The sequence below is a fragment of the Eubacterium maltosivorans genome, assembly GCF_002441855.2.
In the GTDB taxonomy this organism is placed as follows: domain Bacteria; phylum Bacillota; class Clostridia; order Eubacteriales; family Eubacteriaceae; genus Eubacterium; species Eubacterium maltosivorans.
The window spans coordinates 1148697-1166402 of sequence record NZ_CP029487.1 but is presented as its reverse complement, the minus strand read 5'-3'; the positions used below and the strand labels follow the sequence as shown (position 1 = coordinate 1166402).

Genomic DNA, 17706 nt, shown 5'->3' with positions numbered 1-17706 from the left:
AGAATATGAAAAAGAAAATTGCAGTCGCTGGAACAGGGTATGTGGGGCTCTCAATCGCCACACTGCTGGCACAACATAATGAAGTCATGGCAGTCGATATTATTCCAGAAAAAGTCGATCAGATTAATAAGGGCGTAAGCCCAATTCATGATGATTATATTGAAAAATTCTTAAGGGAAGAAAAGCTTAATCTGACCGCAACGCTGGATGGAGAAAATGCCTATAAAAATGCTGAAATTGTGGTGATTGCGGCTCCGACGAATTATGACAGCAAAAAGAACTTTTTTGATACTTCTGCTGTTGAAGCAGTGATTGAAATGGTCTTGAGCGTGAACCCTGAGGCAATGATGGTCATTAAGTCCACTATTCCTGTTGGTTATACAGAAAGCATCCGAGATAAATACAGAACTAAAAATATCATCTTTAGCCCAGAGTTCCTCAGGGAATCAAAGGCACTGTACGATAATCTTTACCCATCACGCATTATTGTAGGCTGCGATGAAGAGAGTAAAGAAAAAGCCGAGTCCTTCGCGCAGCTACTGGCAGAAGGTGCGATAAAAGAAAAGATTGATGTTTTATTCATGGGATTTACAGAAGCGGAAGCAGTCAAACTCTTTGCCAATACCTATCTGGCTTTACGGGTCTCCTATTTCAATGAACTTGATACCTATGCAGAAATGAAGGGATTAGATACCAAAAAGATCATTGAAGGTGTTTGCCTGGACCCGCGAATTGGCACACATTATAACAATCCATCTTTCGGATACGGTGGCTATTGTCTGCCGAAAGACACAAAGCAGCTTCTCGCAAACTATCAGGATGTTCCGCAGAACATGATCTCTGCAATTGTAGAAAGCAATCGAACCCGGAAAGATTTTATTGCAGACCGGGTTTTAGAGATCGCCGGAGCCTATGAAGCGAATGACAATTGGAATAGAGGTAAAGAGAAAGAAGTCATCGTGGGCATTTATCGCCTGACCATGAAAAGTAATTCAGACAATTTCCGCCAGAGCTCCATTCAGGGAATCATGAAGCGTATTAAGGCAAAAGGCGCTACTTTAATAATTTATGAACCGGTTCTTAAAGATGGAGAAACTTTCTTTGGTTCCATCGTAATCAATGATTTAGAAGCTTTTAAAATCAAAAGTTCCTGCATCCTTGCGAACCGCTATGATCCTTGTCTGGATGATGTGATTGAAAAAGTCTATACAAGAGATCACTTCAGAAGAGACTAACAGGCACAATCAAGAAAAATCTTGATTGTATGCAGGTTCCGAGGACCTGATTCATGTCCTGAATATCAATTTTTCTGATGACTTCTTGAGTGCGCTGGATTGCCCCACAATATAGAGTGGAAAAGCGAATGAGGGAAATTAACAAATTGACCAGGCTCGGCGTAAAGGCTATTACGGTGGGTTAGTGGTCATTTTTTAGCATTCTAGTACTTTAAAAATATAAACATCTGTATATCAAAAAAAAGCGACAAACAAATAGAAAAGAAGGAAAAACGCATGAAATATTATGTGCTTTAAAAACAATTTGAGAGGTAGCATTGAATTATGAAGATTAGTTTTTCACCACCAGACATTAGCAAATTAGAAATTGATCAGGTAGCAGATGCATTGAGATCAGGATGGATTACCACTGGACCAAAGACAAAGGAACTGGAAAGACAGGTCGCGAGATTCTGTGGCGTTAATCGTGCAGCCTGTCTTGGTTCACAGACCGCTTGTGCGGAAATGACTTTACATCTTCTTGGGATTAAAAACACCGATGAAGTGATCGTAACTGCATATACATATACTGCCAGTGCATCCGTAGTTTGTCATGTAGACGCAAAGCTTGTAATGGTGGACACACAGAAAGACTCGCTGGAAATGGATTACGAAAAACTGGCGGATGCTATTACAGAGAATACAAAGGTTATTATACCAGTGGATCTCGGTGGTATTCCCTGTGACTATCACAAGATATTTGAAGTAGTTGAGAGCAAGAAGCATTTATTCCATCCAGAGAATGAAATCCAGAAAGCAATCGGCAGAGTGATTGTTATGGCTGATGCTGCTCATGCATTTGGATCAACATGGTACGGACAGCCTGTCGGAAGCATTGCAGACTTTTCAAACTTTAGTTTTCATGCGGTTAAGAATTTTACAACAGCAGAAGGTGGAGCGGTCACTTGGAAGACTATACCGGGAATTAATGATGAAGATATTTACCATCAGTATCAGTTACGCTCACTTCATGGACAGTCTAAAGATGCGCTTGCAAAAACACAGTTAGGAGCATGGGAGTACGATATCATCGGAACATGGTACAAATGCAATATGACAGATGTAATTGCTGGCATTGGATTGGCGCAGGTGGAGAGATATCCGGAAATGCTGAAACGTAGAAAAGACATTATCGCTCAATATGATGCTGCATTTAAACCGATAGGTATTGAAGTTCTTTCACACTATACAGATGAACACCAGTCTTCAGGCCATTTGTATATCACAAGAATCCCAGGAGCAATACTGGAACAGAGGCAGGAAATCATTGTAAAGATGGCAGAAGCAGGTATTGCCTGTAATGTTCACTACAAACCACTCCCAATGATGACAGCATATAAAAATTTGGGATTCGATATAAAAGATTACCCGAATGCGTACGATCACTTCGTGAATGAAATTACGTTACCGTTACATACAAAACTGATGGATGAAGAAGTCAATTATATTATTGAAAATTACTCAAAGATTGTAAAAGATTATCTATAGAAATAGTGATGAGGAGAATAAATATTATGTTAAAAGGATGGGAACATCTTCCTAAATATATGCAGACAGAATCAGTAAGACCATACTATGAAAAACTAAAAAAAAGGAAAATTAGTCTTGCATTGAAAAGAATATTTGATGTGGCCATGTCTGCCTTTATGCTGATAGTTCTCTCTCCTGTGATGTTAATCATCTCAATAGCGATTGTCATGGATTCAAAAGGTGGGGTATTCTTTCGACAGGAAAGAGTTACACAATATGGTAGAAAATTTCGTATTTTTAAGTTTAGAACGATGGTTGCAAATGCGGATAAATTAGGTTCACAGGTTACTGTGAAAAACGATATGAGAGTAACAAAGGTAGGAGCCGTTATTCGAAAGTATCGAATCGACGAGATACCGCAGTTAATTAACATAATGCTCGGTGATATGAGCTATGTAGGTACAAGACCAGAGGTCATGAAATATGTGAAGAGCTATACACCGGAAATGATGGCAACATTACTGCTTCCGGCAGGGGTGACTTCGGAAGCAAGTATTAAATATAAAGATGAAGAAAACTTACTTGAAGGAACAATAGATGTTGATTACGTTTATGTGAATAAGATACTTCCAGAAAAAATGAATTTTAATTTTCAGTATTTAAATGAGTTTAGTTTAACAAAGGATATATTCATCATGTTTAGAACAGTATTTATAGTAGTAAGTAGAAGAAAGGGGTAATATATGAATTCTAAAAATAAAAGAGTTGTTATAATTACAGCTTTTTTCAATTATGACTATGAGATCCGTATTAAGTTTTTAGAAACTTATTTTGAAAAAAAAGGATTTGAAACAGAAATTGTAACATCGAACTTTAATCATAGAAATAAAATAAAGTATGAAACAAATAAAGAAAATGTAACTACAATTGAAGTTCCAGTTTACGAAAAGAATATTTCTTTTAAACGTATATGGTCACATTATGTTTTTTCAAAAAAAGTTAAGAAAATATGTGAAGAAAAAAAGTCAGAACTAATTTATGCAATAACTCCTCCTAACTATATTTTTTCTTTTTTGAATAAGTTGAAACAGAAGAACGTCAGTCCGAAATTAATATTTGAAATAGAAGATTTATGGCCAGAATCGTTTCCTCTTCATAAAACAGTAAAAAAGGCTTTGAGATTGCCACTTTGTATCTGGAAAAATATAAGGGATAAGAATGTCAGTAAAGCTGATGGCATTGTTTTCGAATGCGAATTGTTTGAAAAATACTTAACTGATAGAATTAATTTCACTTGTCCTATAAAAACTATTTACTTAAGCAAAAATGATGAGTTGCAAAATTATTGTCCATCAATGATTGATAATGAAATTAGTATTCTTTATCTTGGTTCAGTTAATAATTTGATTGATATAGATTTAATAATTAAGATTTTGAACGCTATCAATAATATAAAACCAGTTGTATTAAAAATTGTTGGCACAGGTGAAAAGCTAGAAGAACTTGAACAAAAATGTTTAAGTAATAAATTACGATATATTACTTACGGTGCAGTTTATGATGAAAACAGAAAGAATGAAATTTTATCTAATTGTAATTATGCGTTAAATATCATGAAAAAAACAGTCTTTGTTGGTGTGACAATGAAGTCTTTAGAATATTTTCATTATGGAATACCGATTATAAACAATATAGTGGGAGATACATATAAGATTGTACAAAGGGAGCATTGTGGATTTAACATAACAGATGAATGCGAAGTTGCAGATAAAATTTGTGGTTTGACTATTGAGGAGTATGAAAAAATTTCTTATAATGCAAGAAAAGTTTATAATATGCATTTTAGTCCAGTGGTATTTTATGAGCAAATAACTTCGTTTATCAATGAAATACAAGAAAGGAAAAATGAAGATGTCTAATTATGGTGTGTTTGAAATTATAAAAAATTTCATTTTTCTTATGTTTACCAAAGTATTTTTCAAAAATGCACGATTGATCAGGTTCCCAATTACAATTCGTGGGAAAAAATATATTTCATTTGGAAACAAAATTACTACAGGATATAATTGTAGATTTGAGGTTGATGGAAAACATAATGAATTATGTATTGTTATAGGTAATAATGTTAGAATTGGTGATAATGTAAGAATTTCCGCTAATAAGAGAATTACAATTGGAGATGAAGTATTGATTTCAGGAAAGGTATTATTAGTTAATAATGCTCATGGTTCGTATCACGGAAAGGATCAATCGTCTCCTCTGCAACCGCCAAACGAAAGAACCTTGGTTTCATCACCTATTATTGTTGAAGACAAGGTATGGATTGGAGAAGGAGCTGTGATTCAACAAGGAGTAACTATCGGTCAGGGTTCAGTTATTGCAGCAAACAGTGTTGTAACAAAAGATATTCCAAAACACTGTATTGCGGGGGGGGTTCCTGCAAAAATCATCAAGCAATATGACGAAAATGAAAAAAAATGGAAAAAGATGATAGGAGAATAATTGTGACAGGTTTATTTTGTTTTGATGGCCCCCTTTATAAAGATAAAAATGGAGTATATTGTAATGTTACATTAACAAATGAAATGTTTAATAGGTACTTTCAGGTGGTGGATGAATTAGTAATCATTGTAAGGACATATTCAAGAGATAAATCATATATAGAAATGAATATGCAACCGTTGGATTTAGATGGAATAAAAGTTATTGAAGTTGATAATCTCAATTCATTATCTGGAATTACATACAAAAAGAAAAAATTTAAAAAAAAGATAAAAAATGTTTTACAACAAGTGGATCTAATATTTGCTCGAATGCCCAGTACCACTTCAGATGTTATACTTTCAGTTGCAAAGAAAATTAATAAAGAATATTTAGTTGAAGTAGGTGGATGTGCATGGGATGCATTTTGGAATCATGGGGTACTTGGTAAAATAATTGCGCCTTACATGTATATTAATGAAAGAAACAATATTAAGAATGCAGCATATGCAATATATGTAACAAAGTTTTTTTTGCAAAAAAGATATCCCAATGATCATATTACGACTTCGTGCTCTAATGTGTACATAAACGAACAATCAGAAGCTGTTTTAACTAAAAGAATTGAAAAAATAAATGATATGAATTTAAATGAAATTGTTTTAGGACAGGCAGTGAATTCAATAGATGTTAAATATAAAGGCGAGCATCTGATTGTAAAAGTGTTGAAACAATTAAAAGAAAGCGGGATTAGAGCTGAATTTCAGATTGTGGGACCTGGAGAAGGGATACATATAAAAAAAGAAGCTCAAAAATATGGAGTTTATGATCAAGTGCGAATACTCGGAACACTAAATAAACAAGAAATAAATAATTGGTATAAAGAAATCGATTTGTATGTCCAACCGAGCAAACAAGAAGGGCTTCCGCGTTCAGTTATTGAAGCAATGAATAGAGGATGTCCATGTGTTGGCTCAAGAATTGCGGGGATTCCAGAACTATTGGATCAGTCATGTTTATTTAATCCAAATAATATAACTGACATATATAATTGTATAATAAACTTGTTGGAGAAAAAGAATTTAATAAAACAATCTGAAAAAAATTTTGTAAGAGCCAAAGAATATAATCTAAATGTAATTGAAACTAGAAGACAAAATATTTTCAATGATTATTGTAAAAGAGTAAAAAACTATAATGAATATAAATGAAAGGAAAGTATACAGTAAATATAATTTGTTGTATATACTATAAAAAATGTTGTCATTTTCTATTAGAAAAGATAAAATGATGTTTTTGGATTATTTGATATTGATTTTAGTTCTTTTTCTTATTCTTGAAATGCGCCAATGTAATATATATAATAAAACATTAATTGGAGTAGTACTTGTTTTTTGCTCACTTGAACTACTTTTTAAATTTAAGAATGATAAGATGCTAATATTTGTTTTTGGAATAATTACGTATATAAATTTATCATTAGTAATATCAGATTGTTTGACAAATGGGATGTTAGCATTACCAATAGAGACAACTTCATGGCAAAAGCTTAGAGGCACAGAATATGATTTGATTTTTGTGAAATCTCTTGTGCTGTTTATATCTACTTTAAATGCTCTTGTTCCAGCATATAAAGGGGCAATTGTTAAAGAACACATAATAAGACAAAAAAAGAATAATATTTATATATTTTTAGGAATATATTTTGTACTATGGATTATTTTAATTACTGGATACGCAGTATCTTCGTCAAGTCTTGCAGGATATGAAAGTAATACTACAACATTTTTTGAATATAGTACTGCTTTATTTTTGATAGCTTGGTATTATTCTGGGACATCTAAAAAAGCAGATGCACTATTGAAAATTTATGCAGTAACATATATTTTTAGAGCTGTAGTTCAAGGTGATAGATCATCAGCTTTCCCAATGATACTAATTATTGTTATTTTATATCTGAAAAAAAATATTTCCTTAAAAAAATTGTTTTTGATAGCAGTATTGGGCATATTTTGTTCTAATATAATTTCAGTTTACAGATTATCTTATTCTACACAAAACATTATGAGTTCATATATAACACAATATGGTTTAAAAGGATTTGCTTCTGATACAGTTTCTCAATCTTTTTATACAGGCATTTCGATTATTGCTGCCAAAAGTCAATGCCCTAATAGTTTTTTATACTTTATTGATTTTCTTATTGGCATAGTAATAGGCGGTAGTTATGGAAAAGCAAATTTGACCGAATTTACATTAAAATACTATATGAATAAAGGTGGTGGGATGTTAGTTTCATCTTGGTATTTTTGGTTTGGATATGCGGGCATTATAATTTTGAGTATTATAATGGCACACTTATTAAAAAAAATGCAGGGGACAAAAGAAACTGATTTTCAAAGGCTGCTCAAAATATATTTTACGGCAACGGCTTTTAGGTGGTATTTGTATACTTCATTTGATCTGTTTAGAGGGGTTCTTTTCGTTTTTCCAGTTATGTTTTTATTCTTTCAGATAATCGATCAATTAATAAAAAACAAACAATTATAGATCAAAAGACATTGAGATGAGTATTCCGATTGAATCGTGCAGCGCACTATTGTATTGCAATACTCATTTGAGAAAGGGGAACATAAATGTTGAGTAAGGATAGATTATCAATGTCACAAATTTAAACACACTCATATAAAGCATTTATTGAAGTGTTAGGATATATTATGTTAAATAACTGGAGAGAATGTAAATGAAAGAAAAACGATTAGCGTTTACTATTAGAATAATGTATTTTTGTATACATTTTTTAACAACAATATTTATAAATAGAGTTCTTACTACCTCTTTAAAAGGTGAGTATGCTTATGTTATAAATATAGTGACTGTTTTGGGCGGTATTGGTAGTATGGGATTAGATTTGTTATATTTGGAGTATAGAAAAAAATATGGAGATAATGTATTAGGGACATTTTTTGGTATTACTACTATAAGTAGTATATTGCTATTTTTGTTATCATTTCTTTGTATGATTTTGTTTGATAACAAAGAATGGTTTTTTATTTTATGTATAACAGGATTTTATATTTTGTTTCAAAATGTGTCAATGTTTTCTTGTGTTATAAACGTCAAAGCTAGGAATATAGTTTCTTTAATAAGTGAAATTATCTATGTAATTAATCTTTTAATTTTATATTTAATAAAACTGCAAAGTGTCGAAATAATATTTGTGGCATATATGATAAACCTTACATTTATTTTTGCTCCGTTAATATATTATAATAAGATTAAAATAACATGGGATTTTTTAAAAGCTAGATCTAATAAGTTCACTACGATAGCTAATATTTTATATAGCGGATTTAAAGTAATGCTTATTACCTTATTGATTACTTTTAATTATAACTTAGATATTATTATGCTAAAAAATTTAAATGTGGATTTAAATTTAATTGGCGTTTATAGCGTTGCAGTGACTTTATCAAATATAATTTTAATAATTCCAGATACACTGAAAGAACTCTTGTTATCAGAAGTCGTTAAAAAAGGTGCTGCAAAAAAAACTATTTTATATTTAAAAATTGCCATTCTTTTTTTGGTTGTTATTTTTATTTTCTTTTTATTATTAGGAAAGTGGATCATAATATTTTTATATGGTGATGATTATAAGTCAGCATATGTTATTATTTTGATTTTATTTATTGGTGATTTCTTTATGTGCTTTTATAAAATAATTCACCCATTAGTATTGGCTGATGGTCGTAAAAAAAATGTATTAATATACTTGATTTTTGCTGTCACATCAAATTTTGCCATCAATATGATTTTGATTCCTAAATTTAATATAGTCGGTGCTGCTTGGGCATCGGCGATATCGTATACTGTTACAGGATTATTATTTGTAACGGATTTTTTTATGCACTATTATAGAAAATTAAAAGAAGAAGTTACAACGAGGAAGTAAGTAGAAAATAAATGATGAAACATTGAATACTAACTAGCTGAAGTTACAGAATAAATCGCTTTATGGTTGTTTTCATTAGAATATTTTTTGTAGGTCAATAAAAAAGTAAACCAAACTTTTAAGAAAGTGAAGTAATAATCTAGTGGAATTAGAGAATAAAATTTTACTTGTTACGGGTGCAGCAGGTTTTATTGGTTCAAGTCTTGTATTAGAATTATTGAAAAACTATCATCGGTAAAGATTGTTGGAATTGACAATATGAATGATTATTATAGGTAGTGTCAGTGGATAATGTCAAGAATTTTTCGCAAGTTTAATTTTAGCCGTTTGGCAGAGCGTCATTAACCGCAACAATGCCCGACTAGGTTTCATCTTCTGCCTAGATAAGATGATCCATGTTCATATAGCATCGATTGCTTCATTCAGAAGCTACGACATGACGTAATCATGCGCAGACTAACATTAACGCACTTTAAAAGTATCAATAACTTTGGTTCGATGTTTAATTTTTCGATTTAAACGTTCTATTGTGTCGTTGGTTCGGGGGTTCGTCCAAAGCCAATGGCCGGGTATGCCAGGCTTCGATGTGCTCATAAGCTTTTTGATTGAGATTACTGATGCTGCTCGGAGATACCTTGGTTCCCCAGAGCGCTTTGATAATATCCTCCACTCTGTGGATGGAAACATCCGCCAGATACATTTCGATAAGCGCTTCCTCAACCGAGGATTCTCTGCGACAATACCGCCCGATAATGGCCGTTTTAAGTTTTGGCACTTGCAATTCAACGTCGCCAGCGGTTGTTTGAAAATGTCTTTTGTAATGACGGGACGGTATCCTTTTCGTCCAGAAGAATGTTCATATTTTGGGGCATTGACCCGTTCATGCACTTCTTTATCAAGCAGCGCATTTAAAGTTTCTTTGACACCGCTGCGGACAAGATCTTATAAATCATGTTTTATTAATTCCTCATTCAATTGTATAATGTTATCAGACATGGTTTCATAGCCTCCTTTGTGAGATTTTGTGTGATGACTTAATTTTACCAAACGGCTATAGACCATGTCTATTTTTTAAAATTGAATTTGCGAAATTTATTATACACTATCTTTTATAGCGTTATATTCCAGAAAGGAGGCGTTTCCCTTGGTGTAAACAAGCTTGTCATTGTCGGATATAAACAGATTGTAAAAAAGGAGTAGTAGAGGTTAAAATGAAATCGATAACAGAATTAAGATACGAATCCCTGCCCATGGGCTTCGACAACGGGCAGGTCAGGCTGACAGATGAAAACATCGGCAGGATTTTACGGTTTTCGGGTGCGCCGCTGGGGTTTTTGCGGTGCTGTGAGGCAAAGGGCAGCGGCACGGTGGTGCTGTATGGGGATGGCCAGGCTTTTATCATCCCGGTGGAGGCTCGCTATTTTCTGGACTGTATCGGGGAGTATCTGGATATAAACATGGCAGGACGGCGAAAGACCACCATGCGGTTTGCGGGAAAGAGAAGCAATAACGTCATTTTTTTAGGGGCTGGGCTTGAGTACATCCCGGTTAAGGTGGATGTGCCCTGGGTGAGCGCAAAGCGGTTTAGCTATCTTAACTGGCATGCGGTATACAGAGGGCATGACCGCAGGGCCAGAGCCCTGGTTACTTTTTCGGGCCTTGCGATCCCTTACCGGCAGCGGCCCGGCAGGGTGCAGGAAAAGCTGGACGAGGGCTGGCGTGTTCGGGAAATGTTTATCAAACGCCACTGGCCCGTTTACGGGGAATGGCTGCGCTGTAAGGAATGCGGGATTCAAAGCGTATGCCTTGAGTGGCATCATCAAACAGCGTCTCCCAACGAAGCTTTTTCGGTTTTACCGGAAGCGTATAAAATAAAACATTGTTCCTCAGAAATGCAGAGGTTTACAGTTATTAAAAAACACGATACTTTTTAAACTTTAAAGAGAAAAATATTGCCATAAAAAGATATAAAACGCTGCGTTTTATGTTTTTTTACTGCTTATCATCCCCTGGAGGCGAGATGCGCTTTATTAAAAAACCGCTATAATTAAACCTAACGTCAGCGCTGGCGAAACTAACCGAAAGGAAAGGGTATGAACGAAGATTTAAAGAGAGATCGGTTTTATGAAGAGCCCTGGTATGATTTAAAGCGGATGTCTGAGGGCTGCAAAGAATGCGCTTACCGGGCGGATGAAACACGCTGCAGGCTGTACTGCCGTTTTTTAGACGCGCAGGGGCAGTGCCGGTGTTTTCACAGGGAGAGGGAGCCCTTTGAGAGCCGCCCGATTGAGCGGGAAATGGCCGATATTGAAAAGCGTCTGCTCAGGGCACAGACGCCAGATTTCAAGGAGGTGCGAATGATCTGGCTGAACAATATTTGGCTCATCGAGGATCCGCTGCTCTACAATGTACACGACATGGGGAATGTTTTTGGCTTTGAGTTCCATGAAACAGAAATGTTTCTGCTTAAACATATCAAAAAGCAGGATTTTCTCCAGATGCAGGTGCCTCGGCGGGATAATGGCCCCCGAGACTTTTACATGACGGCTGACGGCGTGCGGCGGATGGCCCTTGTGGGCTTTGAAAAGGCTGAAGCCGAGGACAGGATGCGTTTCTTTAGCAATGATTGGAAGTGGATCAGCCGGACTTATTTTAAATGGATGCCGCAGATGGCAAAGCGTTTTTTCGGCGGCCTGTCTTTATTGAATGTATAATAACCGGAGGTAGAACAAGATGAACAAACCCGTTTTAACGACTTTGGAACAGTGTTTTGGAAGTGATTATCATAAACTGCGAGTATATACCGATCTTTACGAGGAGGGCAGTCAGAGCTATTTTGTCCTGAAAGAGATCGGCAGTTACATGGGCTGTAAAAGCTATCACAGGCTTTTGAAAAAACTGCCGGCGTCAGCGGTCCAGAAACGATTGATTAAGAACAGTGGTGGGCGGATGCACAGAATGCTGCTGGTCAGCGAGGAGGGGGTTCTGGCCCTGTTAAAACATTGCGGCCATAAGGCAGCCACAGGGTTTAAGCGGTACCTTGAAACCTGTGTGATCCCCGTGATCCGGCGTGAGATCGACACAGCCCGGATCATGCTGCCTGAAAGCGAAAAAACACACATGGATCAGGAGGAAAAAGAGAATATGGAGGAGGCCATCCGGATGCTCTCAAGCGCTTTGGCCTTCCAGGTCATTAAAAATCAGGAGCTTGAAACGCGGCTCGAAATAGTGGAGGAGCGCCTTTTGCAAAGGGCAGCTGCCTGAGGAGCTTCATGAATTTTTTTTCGGAGCTGGAGGCTTTTATCGAATGGCAATCCGATCTGCCTGCAGACCGCAAGCTTTCGGAGGGGGCCGTGGCGCTTTGGATTTACCTGCTTTACCGGTGCAATTGCTGCGCGCTGCCGTCCATTGATGGACGGTGGCTGTGGCGGGTGGAGTTCTTTGTGCGGCCAGAGGGCATTGAGCGCCTCTTTGGGCGGAGCGAACGCAATATCCGCCGTTACCGCAAGGAGCTGGTAGACGCCGGACGGCTCAAATATCAGAAGGCGGTTAAAAACCGGCGCAAGGGCGTTTATACTTTAATCCCTTTTGCGGATAATGTGGCGCCCACGCGCCTGAAGAATCTGGCGGATGAAACCGTGTCGGTTTTCGGCCTTGTGGATAAGTATGCCGGATAGGGTAAAGCGGCCAGATATGACCGCAATGTGGACAAAAAGAACAAGATAGCGGCAACATCGCGGACACAGGTGTCCGCCATTAGTAATATTATTAATAATATTATATATTAATCTTTATTAATTCAGGAGGTGCGTTTGTACACAAACCGATACGGAGCAGGAAGACCCTGTACAGGGCGGTTGAGACATTACACTGTGGAAGGGGAATGCCGGGTGCGCAAAGTGCTGTCGGCCAGAAGCCGCGAGGAGGCGGAGGATTGCTTTTACGAGGCGGCTGGCGCGGTGGAGGATCATTTCCCCGAGGCCGTTTTGGAGATTATATCTATTTGCGAGGGCGAGTAAAGGAGGGTGTGCTTGAGTAAAAAATACGCAGAGATCGGTGCATTGGTCACAAGGGCGCAGGCAGGAAGCAAGGCGGCAGCGGAAACGCTGCTGCTGACCTTTAAGCCGTTGATTTTAGCCACCATTAGCGAGTATATTTACGATAAAACCCAGCTGGAAGATGCCTATCAGGAGGCCTGTGTTATTTTTATGGAGCGTTTAAAGGATTTTAAATCAGAGCGGCCGGACTATTTTCCAGCCTATATTAAAAAACAGCTCTTTTACGTGTTTGTCCAGCGGGCTAAAAAGCGGCCGGCTGTCTCGGCTCAGACGGCGATTTCGCTGGACGCGCCGGTGGCGGAGGGGGGCACTCTGGCAGAGGCCCTTCCGGCTGAGGCGTGTGCGGAGACGGACGCGCAGCGGTGGGCGCGGGAGAAAAGAGAGGACAGCCACCTGTTTTTTCTGAAGCTGCGGGTGGCACAGCTGCCCAAAGCCCAGAGGGAGTGCATTCAGGCTCACTATTACAGGGGTCAGACTTACCAGGCCATCGCAAGAGAACGCGGCGTCAGCGAGCAATGCGTGGCGAAGACCCTGAGCAAGGCCATGAAGGGCATGCGGAAAGCCTATGGCATTGAGAATGCTTAAAGAAAGCTTAAAAGCAGGTTGGGTGTTTTGGGGATTTGCCATATTGTAAGGTGTAAGGCAGCGCTGCCGGAATATAAACAGGAGGCAAACAATATGGCAACGATTGAGAAAACTGTGGAATCGGTGGGAATGAAAATCACCGTCAATTATGGAGAAAAGGATGGGAAAATACTTAGTTTTATTCAGGTAAGTGTAAAAAACGGCTAAATTTAGCCGTTATTGGAAGTTCCAGGTGATAGTTATTTCCTGGTTGAGAATGTCGATGCGCTTGATCAGTGACCGAACAATGGATTTTTGTTCTTCGATGGTTCCGGATTCAAAAGCATAATCGACCTTGTCGAAAACTTCTTTATAGTCCTCATAGGTCTGCTTGAATCCAGATTGTTTTTCAGAAATTTGGGATTCTAAATCTTTCTTTTGGGCGTAGAGGGTATTGATTTGTTGGCTTAGGGTGTCGGTCGGGATACCATCCATGCTGTATAGCTCCATAAGCTTTCCGATGCGCTTGTCGATTTCTGCGGCCGCAGATTCCAGGGACGCAATTGCATCGCTTAAGGAAGCGTCCGGCTTCTGTATCTCCTCAAAAAAGTCTTTGCTGATGGCAAGCCTCTTGATTTTTTCAATTATAAGAGGGTCGAGCTTCTTGGTGGGGATGGGCTTGTTGCCACAGCATCGTATTCCTTCGTTTCCTTTTTTTCTCCGGTTTGGGGAGCAAGTGTAATACGTATACCTTATCCCCTTACAGGTACTCAGATTTATGCCGTACCGGCTGCCACAATTCCCGCACCAAACCACGCCAGTGAGGAGATAGGTAGTTTGCCGCCCTCGATTTGCGGCACGGGTTTCAAGCCGTAGGTTCGCCTTTTTAAAAGATATCTCGTCAATAATTGCTTCATGTTGTCCATCAATTACATTCCCAGCAAAACGTATTTTTCCAATATAGGCTGGATTTGTAAGAAGTTGATTGATCGCAGATGGGTGCATCCAAGCCTTTTCCCCATGATAAGTTTCTTCCATTATTTCACTGATCTTGTTATATGAATAGCCTTTTAGCCATAAATCAAAAACTTTTCGCACCGCTACGGCTTCTGTGGGATCGATTTTAAGAATCCCTTTTTCAAGCGTATAACCATATGGCGGCTTTGATCCATGGTAGAGTCCTGTCTTAGCCCTGGCTTCCATTCCGCTGTGCATCCGTTCAAGAATCTGCTCTCGCTCCAGCTGCGCGAAGACAGAGAGAATCCCGACCATGGCCCGGCCGAAGCTGGTGCCAGTGTCGAAACTTTCATTGACGGATACATAATCAACGTGGTAGGGAAGGAAAATATCCTCGATCAGATGAAGTGTATCCTTCTGGCTGCGGGACAGCCGATCCAGCTTAATGGATACCACCACGTCCAGATTTCCAGCTTTTGAATCGGCAATCATCTTCTGCATGGCCGGCCGGTCCAGCTTAGCACCAGAGAACCCGCCGTCAATGTACTCCTCGGCTACCGCCCAGTCATGAGACTGGCAATAGGCTTCAAGCCGTCTTTTCTGTTCGGGGATAGAGTAGTTGTCCACTTGTTCTTCTGTACTTACGCGGATATAGAGACCCGCTCTCTTTTTCATATCAAAGACCTCCTAAAAAAGGGTATAAGAATACCCGGGTTTATTTGTAAAACCGGGTGAGGTCTGATATAATAATCTTGTCTAGGGACACTATATGAGACCACTCGGTTTTATATATGTCATCGCCTCTGTGTTATCGCACAGGGGCGTTTTTTATTATGCTTTATACGCTTGTTTTTTTAGCATCATACTCTCACGGTATTGTTCAGCTTCTGGAGTTCTGATGAAATCGACGGTTTTGTCATAATTCTTTTGAACTTCATTGATTATTTCATCAAGCGTTACATTAAAAAATTCTCTGCGTTGGTTGACCATATTAATTTTTTTATCTTCAAATGCTTTATGCAGTGCATTTTCAAGTGAAGGTGCATCATCAGAAAAGATCATAGCATGTACATCAAAATTAAAAGGAACAGAGGCATCACCGAGTTCATTGACACGGTCTAATGGCTCTAAACGTCTGGTCATGCCTATTTTATAAACATTTTCGCCAAAGGCTCCAATATTTGAGATGATATATACATAGCCGGCGCGTTTGTTGGCTTCCCTATAATCAATGTCTTTGATGGCTGTATCTATTTCAGAAATTTTATTCTCGATTTCTAATTTTTTAGCATTTAAATCAGACAGCTCTTCCGGAGATGCCTTTTCGATTTGCTGCATAACCATATTCAAAGCATTTTGATAATGATTTTGCTCTTTTTGAATATTTTTTCGGGCTTCTTCAATTTCTTTAGCTAGTTTGGCTTCTTCACGCAAGCGTTCACGTTCCTCTTTAGCCGCTTCTTTTTCTTGTTGCTTTTTCAAAGCATATTCATAACAGAGGTTCAGCTCTTGCAGTTTCAAATCTAAATATTCATTGCTAATCTGGATATCCATGGCTTTATTGAGTTTCTCAAGACTTTCTTTAGACTTAATGATACGGCTCCGAATGGATTCAATATTATTAAATTTGACCTTTGCAATGACCATTTCGCATTCATTATTAAAAGTGCGAAGAGCCTGCTTAACATTGTCCTTAACCATTTTTTGACCTTTGCTCAGGCTGTTATTAAGCGTCATATTCTTACTATAAGTACATGCTGTGTCACTTTTAATCATGTCCTTTTGGCGTTGGCGAATAACGGTAATTCTATCTTTATAGGCTTCAGAATTAACAAGATCATAAATGGGAGCATAAAGACCAAAGTCTTGGTAAAGCGTCTCATCATCTAAAATAATAAGCTCTTTCTTCTTGCTTTTTATTTCGCTTTCAAGGTTAAGGAGTTTATTACTTAACCGTTGAATCTTAATTTCAAGCGTTTCTCTTTCTTTATCCAAAGCAGAAATTGCTTCTGTGCTATCTATTAGTTCAGGTGAGAGAATCGACTGAAGGCGTTTGTTTTCCGATTCTAATGTTTTAATCTTTTCTTGATATTCTTTGTTTTTGGCCAAGGGTGTTAATTCTTCAGCTTTATCCTTAATTTGTTCTTGTGCTGCAGAAATCCCATCAGTAATTTTTTCAGAAACCTGTTTTTTTAGTTTATCAAATAATGCCATAATATACCTCCAATAAAATACTATTGGGAATATTATATACTAATATTGGCGAATTGAAAATGTTTTCTAAAAATATTTCAAATAAATGACGAATAAAACCTGTTTATCATTGGAATCAGATCTATAGTTGTCTATAATTAAACTATAGATAGCGGCCGCTTCTAAATAAATTTTAGGAGTACGTCTATGAATGCACAAGATTATACGGCCTGGGACATTCTTGAGATGATCGAGGATATCACGGATCAGGAAAAACTGAACATGATCGCTCTTTTCATTAAGAACCTGATGGAAGATTAAAGAAACACCAGCGCGTGGCGTATTTGCCGCGCGCTATTTTTTTTCAAAATTTCCAAGGTTCCACATAAGTGTCCGGACAAATTCCTTATCTTCGTCAGAAAGGCGGCTGTAGTATAAAAGTGCATTTGCTATAGCGGGATCGGTACCAGCGCACAGCTTTCCGCAGAAAGCAGCCAGTTCCTCACCTTCGGAAAAGTCAATGAACATTTCACCCTTTCCAGTAAGAAGCCATTCTTCATTCACATTAAATTCTCTACAAATAGAATTTACTATTGCGTTTGTAGGTTCTCTGCGGCCAATTTCATAATTGGCAATACTGTTACGTGCAAGGCCAAGGCGCTTTGCAAAATCTTCTTGCGTCATTTTTAATTGCTTACGCAGAGCTTTAATTCTTTCTTTCAATGCCATACCTCCTTTGCATGAAAACAATATA

17 protein-coding genes and 1 pseudogene are annotated in these 17706 nt (G+C 37.6%); 14 read left to right on the top strand and 4 right to left on the bottom strand.

Features of this window, described 5'->3' with window-relative positions; translation table 11 throughout:
• Window positions 1–5 precede the first annotated feature (5 nt).
• From CPZ25_RS05815 to CPZ25_RS05780, 8 genes are all read left to right on the top strand, one after another.
• A complete protein-coding gene (locus CPZ25_RS05815) occupies window positions 6–1235 on the top strand; it encodes a nucleotide sugar dehydrogenase (RefSeq protein WP_096919550.1) in 1230 nt (409 codons plus the stop codon).
• A 324-nt stretch (window positions 1236–1559) separates the two neighbouring features.
• Window positions 1560–2762 carry a DegT/DnrJ/EryC1/StrS family aminotransferase gene (locus tag CPZ25_RS05810; protein ID WP_096919551.1) on the top strand — a complete coding sequence of 401 codons (1203 nt, stop codon included), beginning with the start codon at window positions 1560–1562 and terminating at the stop codon, window positions 2760–2762.
• 26 nt (window positions 2763–2788) lie between these two features.
• Entirely contained in the window at window positions 2789–3484 is a 696-nt protein-coding gene (locus CPZ25_RS05805; RefSeq protein ID WP_096919552.1) for a sugar transferase, read from the top strand.
• 3 nt (window positions 3485–3487) lie between these two features.
• Window positions 3488–4663 carry a glycosyltransferase gene (locus CPZ25_RS05800; protein ID WP_096919553.1) on the top strand — a complete coding sequence of 392 codons (1176 nt, stop codon included), beginning with the start codon at window positions 3488–3490 and terminating at the stop codon, window positions 4661–4663.
• Entirely contained in the window at window positions 4656–5246 is a 591-nt protein-coding gene (locus CPZ25_RS20955) for a DapH/DapD/GlmU-related protein (RefSeq protein WP_279230344.1), read from the top strand. The genes CPZ25_RS05800 and CPZ25_RS20955 overlap by 8 nt, the downstream gene beginning before the upstream one ends.
• Window positions 5222–6436, top strand: coding sequence for a glycosyltransferase (locus CPZ25_RS05790; protein WP_096919555.1), 1215 nt, complete (start codon window positions 5222–5224; stop codon window positions 6434–6436). Before CPZ25_RS20955 ends, CPZ25_RS05790 begins: the two co-directional genes overlap by 25 nt.
• 76 nt (window positions 6437–6512) lie before the next feature.
• The gene (locus tag CPZ25_RS05785; RefSeq protein WP_096919556.1) at window positions 6513–7775 is read left to right on the top strand and encodes a hypothetical protein; all 1263 of its coding nucleotides are present in this window, start codon (window positions 6513–6515) and stop codon (window positions 7773–7775) included.
• Between the two features lie 193 nt (window positions 7776–7968).
• Entirely contained in the window at window positions 7969–9180 is a 1212-nt protein-coding gene (locus CPZ25_RS05780) for an MATE family efflux transporter (protein WP_096919557.1), read from the top strand.
• Window positions 9181–9739: 559 nt separating this feature from the next.
• Here the strand turns inward: CPZ25_RS05780 and CPZ25_RS05770 are convergent.
• Window positions 9740–10176, bottom strand: a pseudogene (locus tag CPZ25_RS05770) (transposase); the annotation flags it as partial.
• Window positions 10177–10391: 215 nt separating this feature from the next.
• Here CPZ25_RS05770 and CPZ25_RS05765 point away from each other — a divergent pair.
• From CPZ25_RS05765 to CPZ25_RS05740, 6 genes are all read left to right on the top strand, one after another.
• Entirely contained in the window at window positions 10392–11114 is a 723-nt protein-coding gene (locus tag CPZ25_RS05765) for a hypothetical protein (protein WP_096919558.1), read from the top strand.
• Between the two features lie 159 nt (window positions 11115–11273).
• Window positions 11274–11894: a hypothetical protein gene (locus CPZ25_RS05760; RefSeq protein ID WP_096919559.1), complete on the top strand. Its 621-nt coding sequence runs from the start codon at window positions 11274–11276 to the stop codon at window positions 11892–11894.
• Window positions 11895–11913: 19 nt separating this feature from the next.
• Window positions 11914–12444, top strand: a complete 531-nt coding sequence (locus tag CPZ25_RS05755; RefSeq protein WP_096919560.1) for a BRO-N domain-containing protein — start codon at window positions 11914–11916, stop codon at window positions 12442–12444.
• Window positions 12445–12452: 8 nt separating this feature from the next.
• A complete protein-coding gene (locus CPZ25_RS05750; protein WP_058694119.1) occupies window positions 12453–12857 on the top strand; it encodes a hypothetical protein in 405 nt (134 codons plus the stop codon).
• A 135-nt stretch (window positions 12858–12992) separates the two neighbouring features.
• Entirely contained in the window at window positions 12993–13199 is a 207-nt protein-coding gene (locus CPZ25_RS05745) for a hypothetical protein (protein ID WP_096919561.1), read from the top strand.
• A 12-nt stretch (window positions 13200–13211) separates the two neighbouring features.
• Complete coding sequence (locus CPZ25_RS05740) at window positions 13212–13823, top strand: RNA polymerase sigma factor (RefSeq protein ID WP_167495178.1); 612 nt, start codon at window positions 13212–13214, stop codon at window positions 13821–13823.
• A gap of 216 nt (window positions 13824–14039) precedes the next feature.
• Here CPZ25_RS05740 and CPZ25_RS05735 read toward each other — a convergent pair whose 3' ends face one another.
• From CPZ25_RS05735 to CPZ25_RS05725, 3 genes are all read right to left on the bottom strand, one after another.
• Complete coding sequence (locus CPZ25_RS05735) at window positions 14040–15434, bottom strand: recombinase family protein (RefSeq protein ID WP_096919563.1); 1395 nt, start codon at window positions 15432–15434, stop codon at window positions 14040–14042.
• 156 nt (window positions 15435–15590) lie between these two features.
• Complete coding sequence (locus CPZ25_RS05730; protein WP_096919564.1) at window positions 15591–16973, bottom strand: SNIPE associated domain-containing protein; 1383 nt, start codon at window positions 16971–16973, stop codon at window positions 15591–15593.
• Between the two features lie 333 nt (window positions 16974–17306).
• Window positions 17307–17675 carry a helix-turn-helix domain-containing protein gene (locus CPZ25_RS05725; protein ID WP_167495177.1) on the bottom strand — a complete coding sequence of 123 codons (369 nt, stop codon included), beginning with the start codon at window positions 17673–17675 and terminating at the stop codon, window positions 17307–17309.
• Window positions 17676–17706 lie beyond the last annotated feature (31 nt).

What these genes read in the sequence shown, in the direction of transcription:
- CPZ25_RS05805 (WP_096919552.1), top strand. Translation starts at nt 2,789, where the DNA reads ATGTTAAAAGGATGGGAACATCTTCCTAAATATATGCAGACAGAATCA.
- CPZ25_RS05735 (WP_096919563.1), bottom strand. Translation starts at nt 15,434, where the DNA reads ATGAAAAAGAGAGCGGGTCTCTATATCCGCGTAAGTACAGAAGAACAA.
- CPZ25_RS05780 (WP_096919557.1), top strand. Translation starts at nt 7,969, where the DNA reads ATGAAAGAAAAACGATTAGCGTTTACTATTAGAATAATGTATTTTTGT.
- CPZ25_RS05755 (WP_096919560.1), top strand. Translation starts at nt 11,914, where the DNA reads ATGAACAAACCCGTTTTAACGACTTTGGAACAGTGTTTTGGAAGTGAT.
- CPZ25_RS20955 (WP_279230344.1), top strand. Translation starts at nt 4,656, where the DNA reads ATGTCTAATTATGGTGTGTTTGAAATTATAAAAAATTTCATTTTTCTT.
- CPZ25_RS05815 (WP_096919550.1), top strand. Translation starts at nt 6, where the DNA reads ATGAAAAAGAAAATTGCAGTCGCTGGAACAGGGTATGTGGGGCTCTCA.
- CPZ25_RS05730 (WP_096919564.1), bottom strand. Translation starts at nt 16,973, where the DNA reads ATGGCATTATTTGATAAACTAAAAAAACAGGTTTCTGAAAAAATTACT.
- CPZ25_RS05800 (WP_096919553.1), top strand. Translation starts at nt 3,488, where the DNA reads ATGAATTCTAAAAATAAAAGAGTTGTTATAATTACAGCTTTTTTCAAT.
- CPZ25_RS05765 (WP_096919558.1), top strand. Translation starts at nt 10,392, where the DNA reads ATGAAATCGATAACAGAATTAAGATACGAATCCCTGCCCATGGGCTTC.
- CPZ25_RS05785 (WP_096919556.1), top strand. Translation starts at nt 6,513, where the DNA reads ATGATGTTTTTGGATTATTTGATATTGATTTTAGTTCTTTTTCTTATT.
- CPZ25_RS05790 (WP_096919555.1), top strand. Translation starts at nt 5,222, where the DNA reads ATGGAAAAAGATGATAGGAGAATAATTGTGACAGGTTTATTTTGTTTT.
- CPZ25_RS05810 (WP_096919551.1), top strand. Translation starts at nt 1,560, where the DNA reads ATGAAGATTAGTTTTTCACCACCAGACATTAGCAAATTAGAAATTGAT.
- CPZ25_RS05760 (WP_096919559.1), top strand. Translation starts at nt 11,274, where the DNA reads ATGAACGAAGATTTAAAGAGAGATCGGTTTTATGAAGAGCCCTGGTAT.
- CPZ25_RS05750 (WP_058694119.1), top strand. Translation starts at nt 12,453, where the DNA reads ATGAATTTTTTTTCGGAGCTGGAGGCTTTTATCGAATGGCAATCCGAT.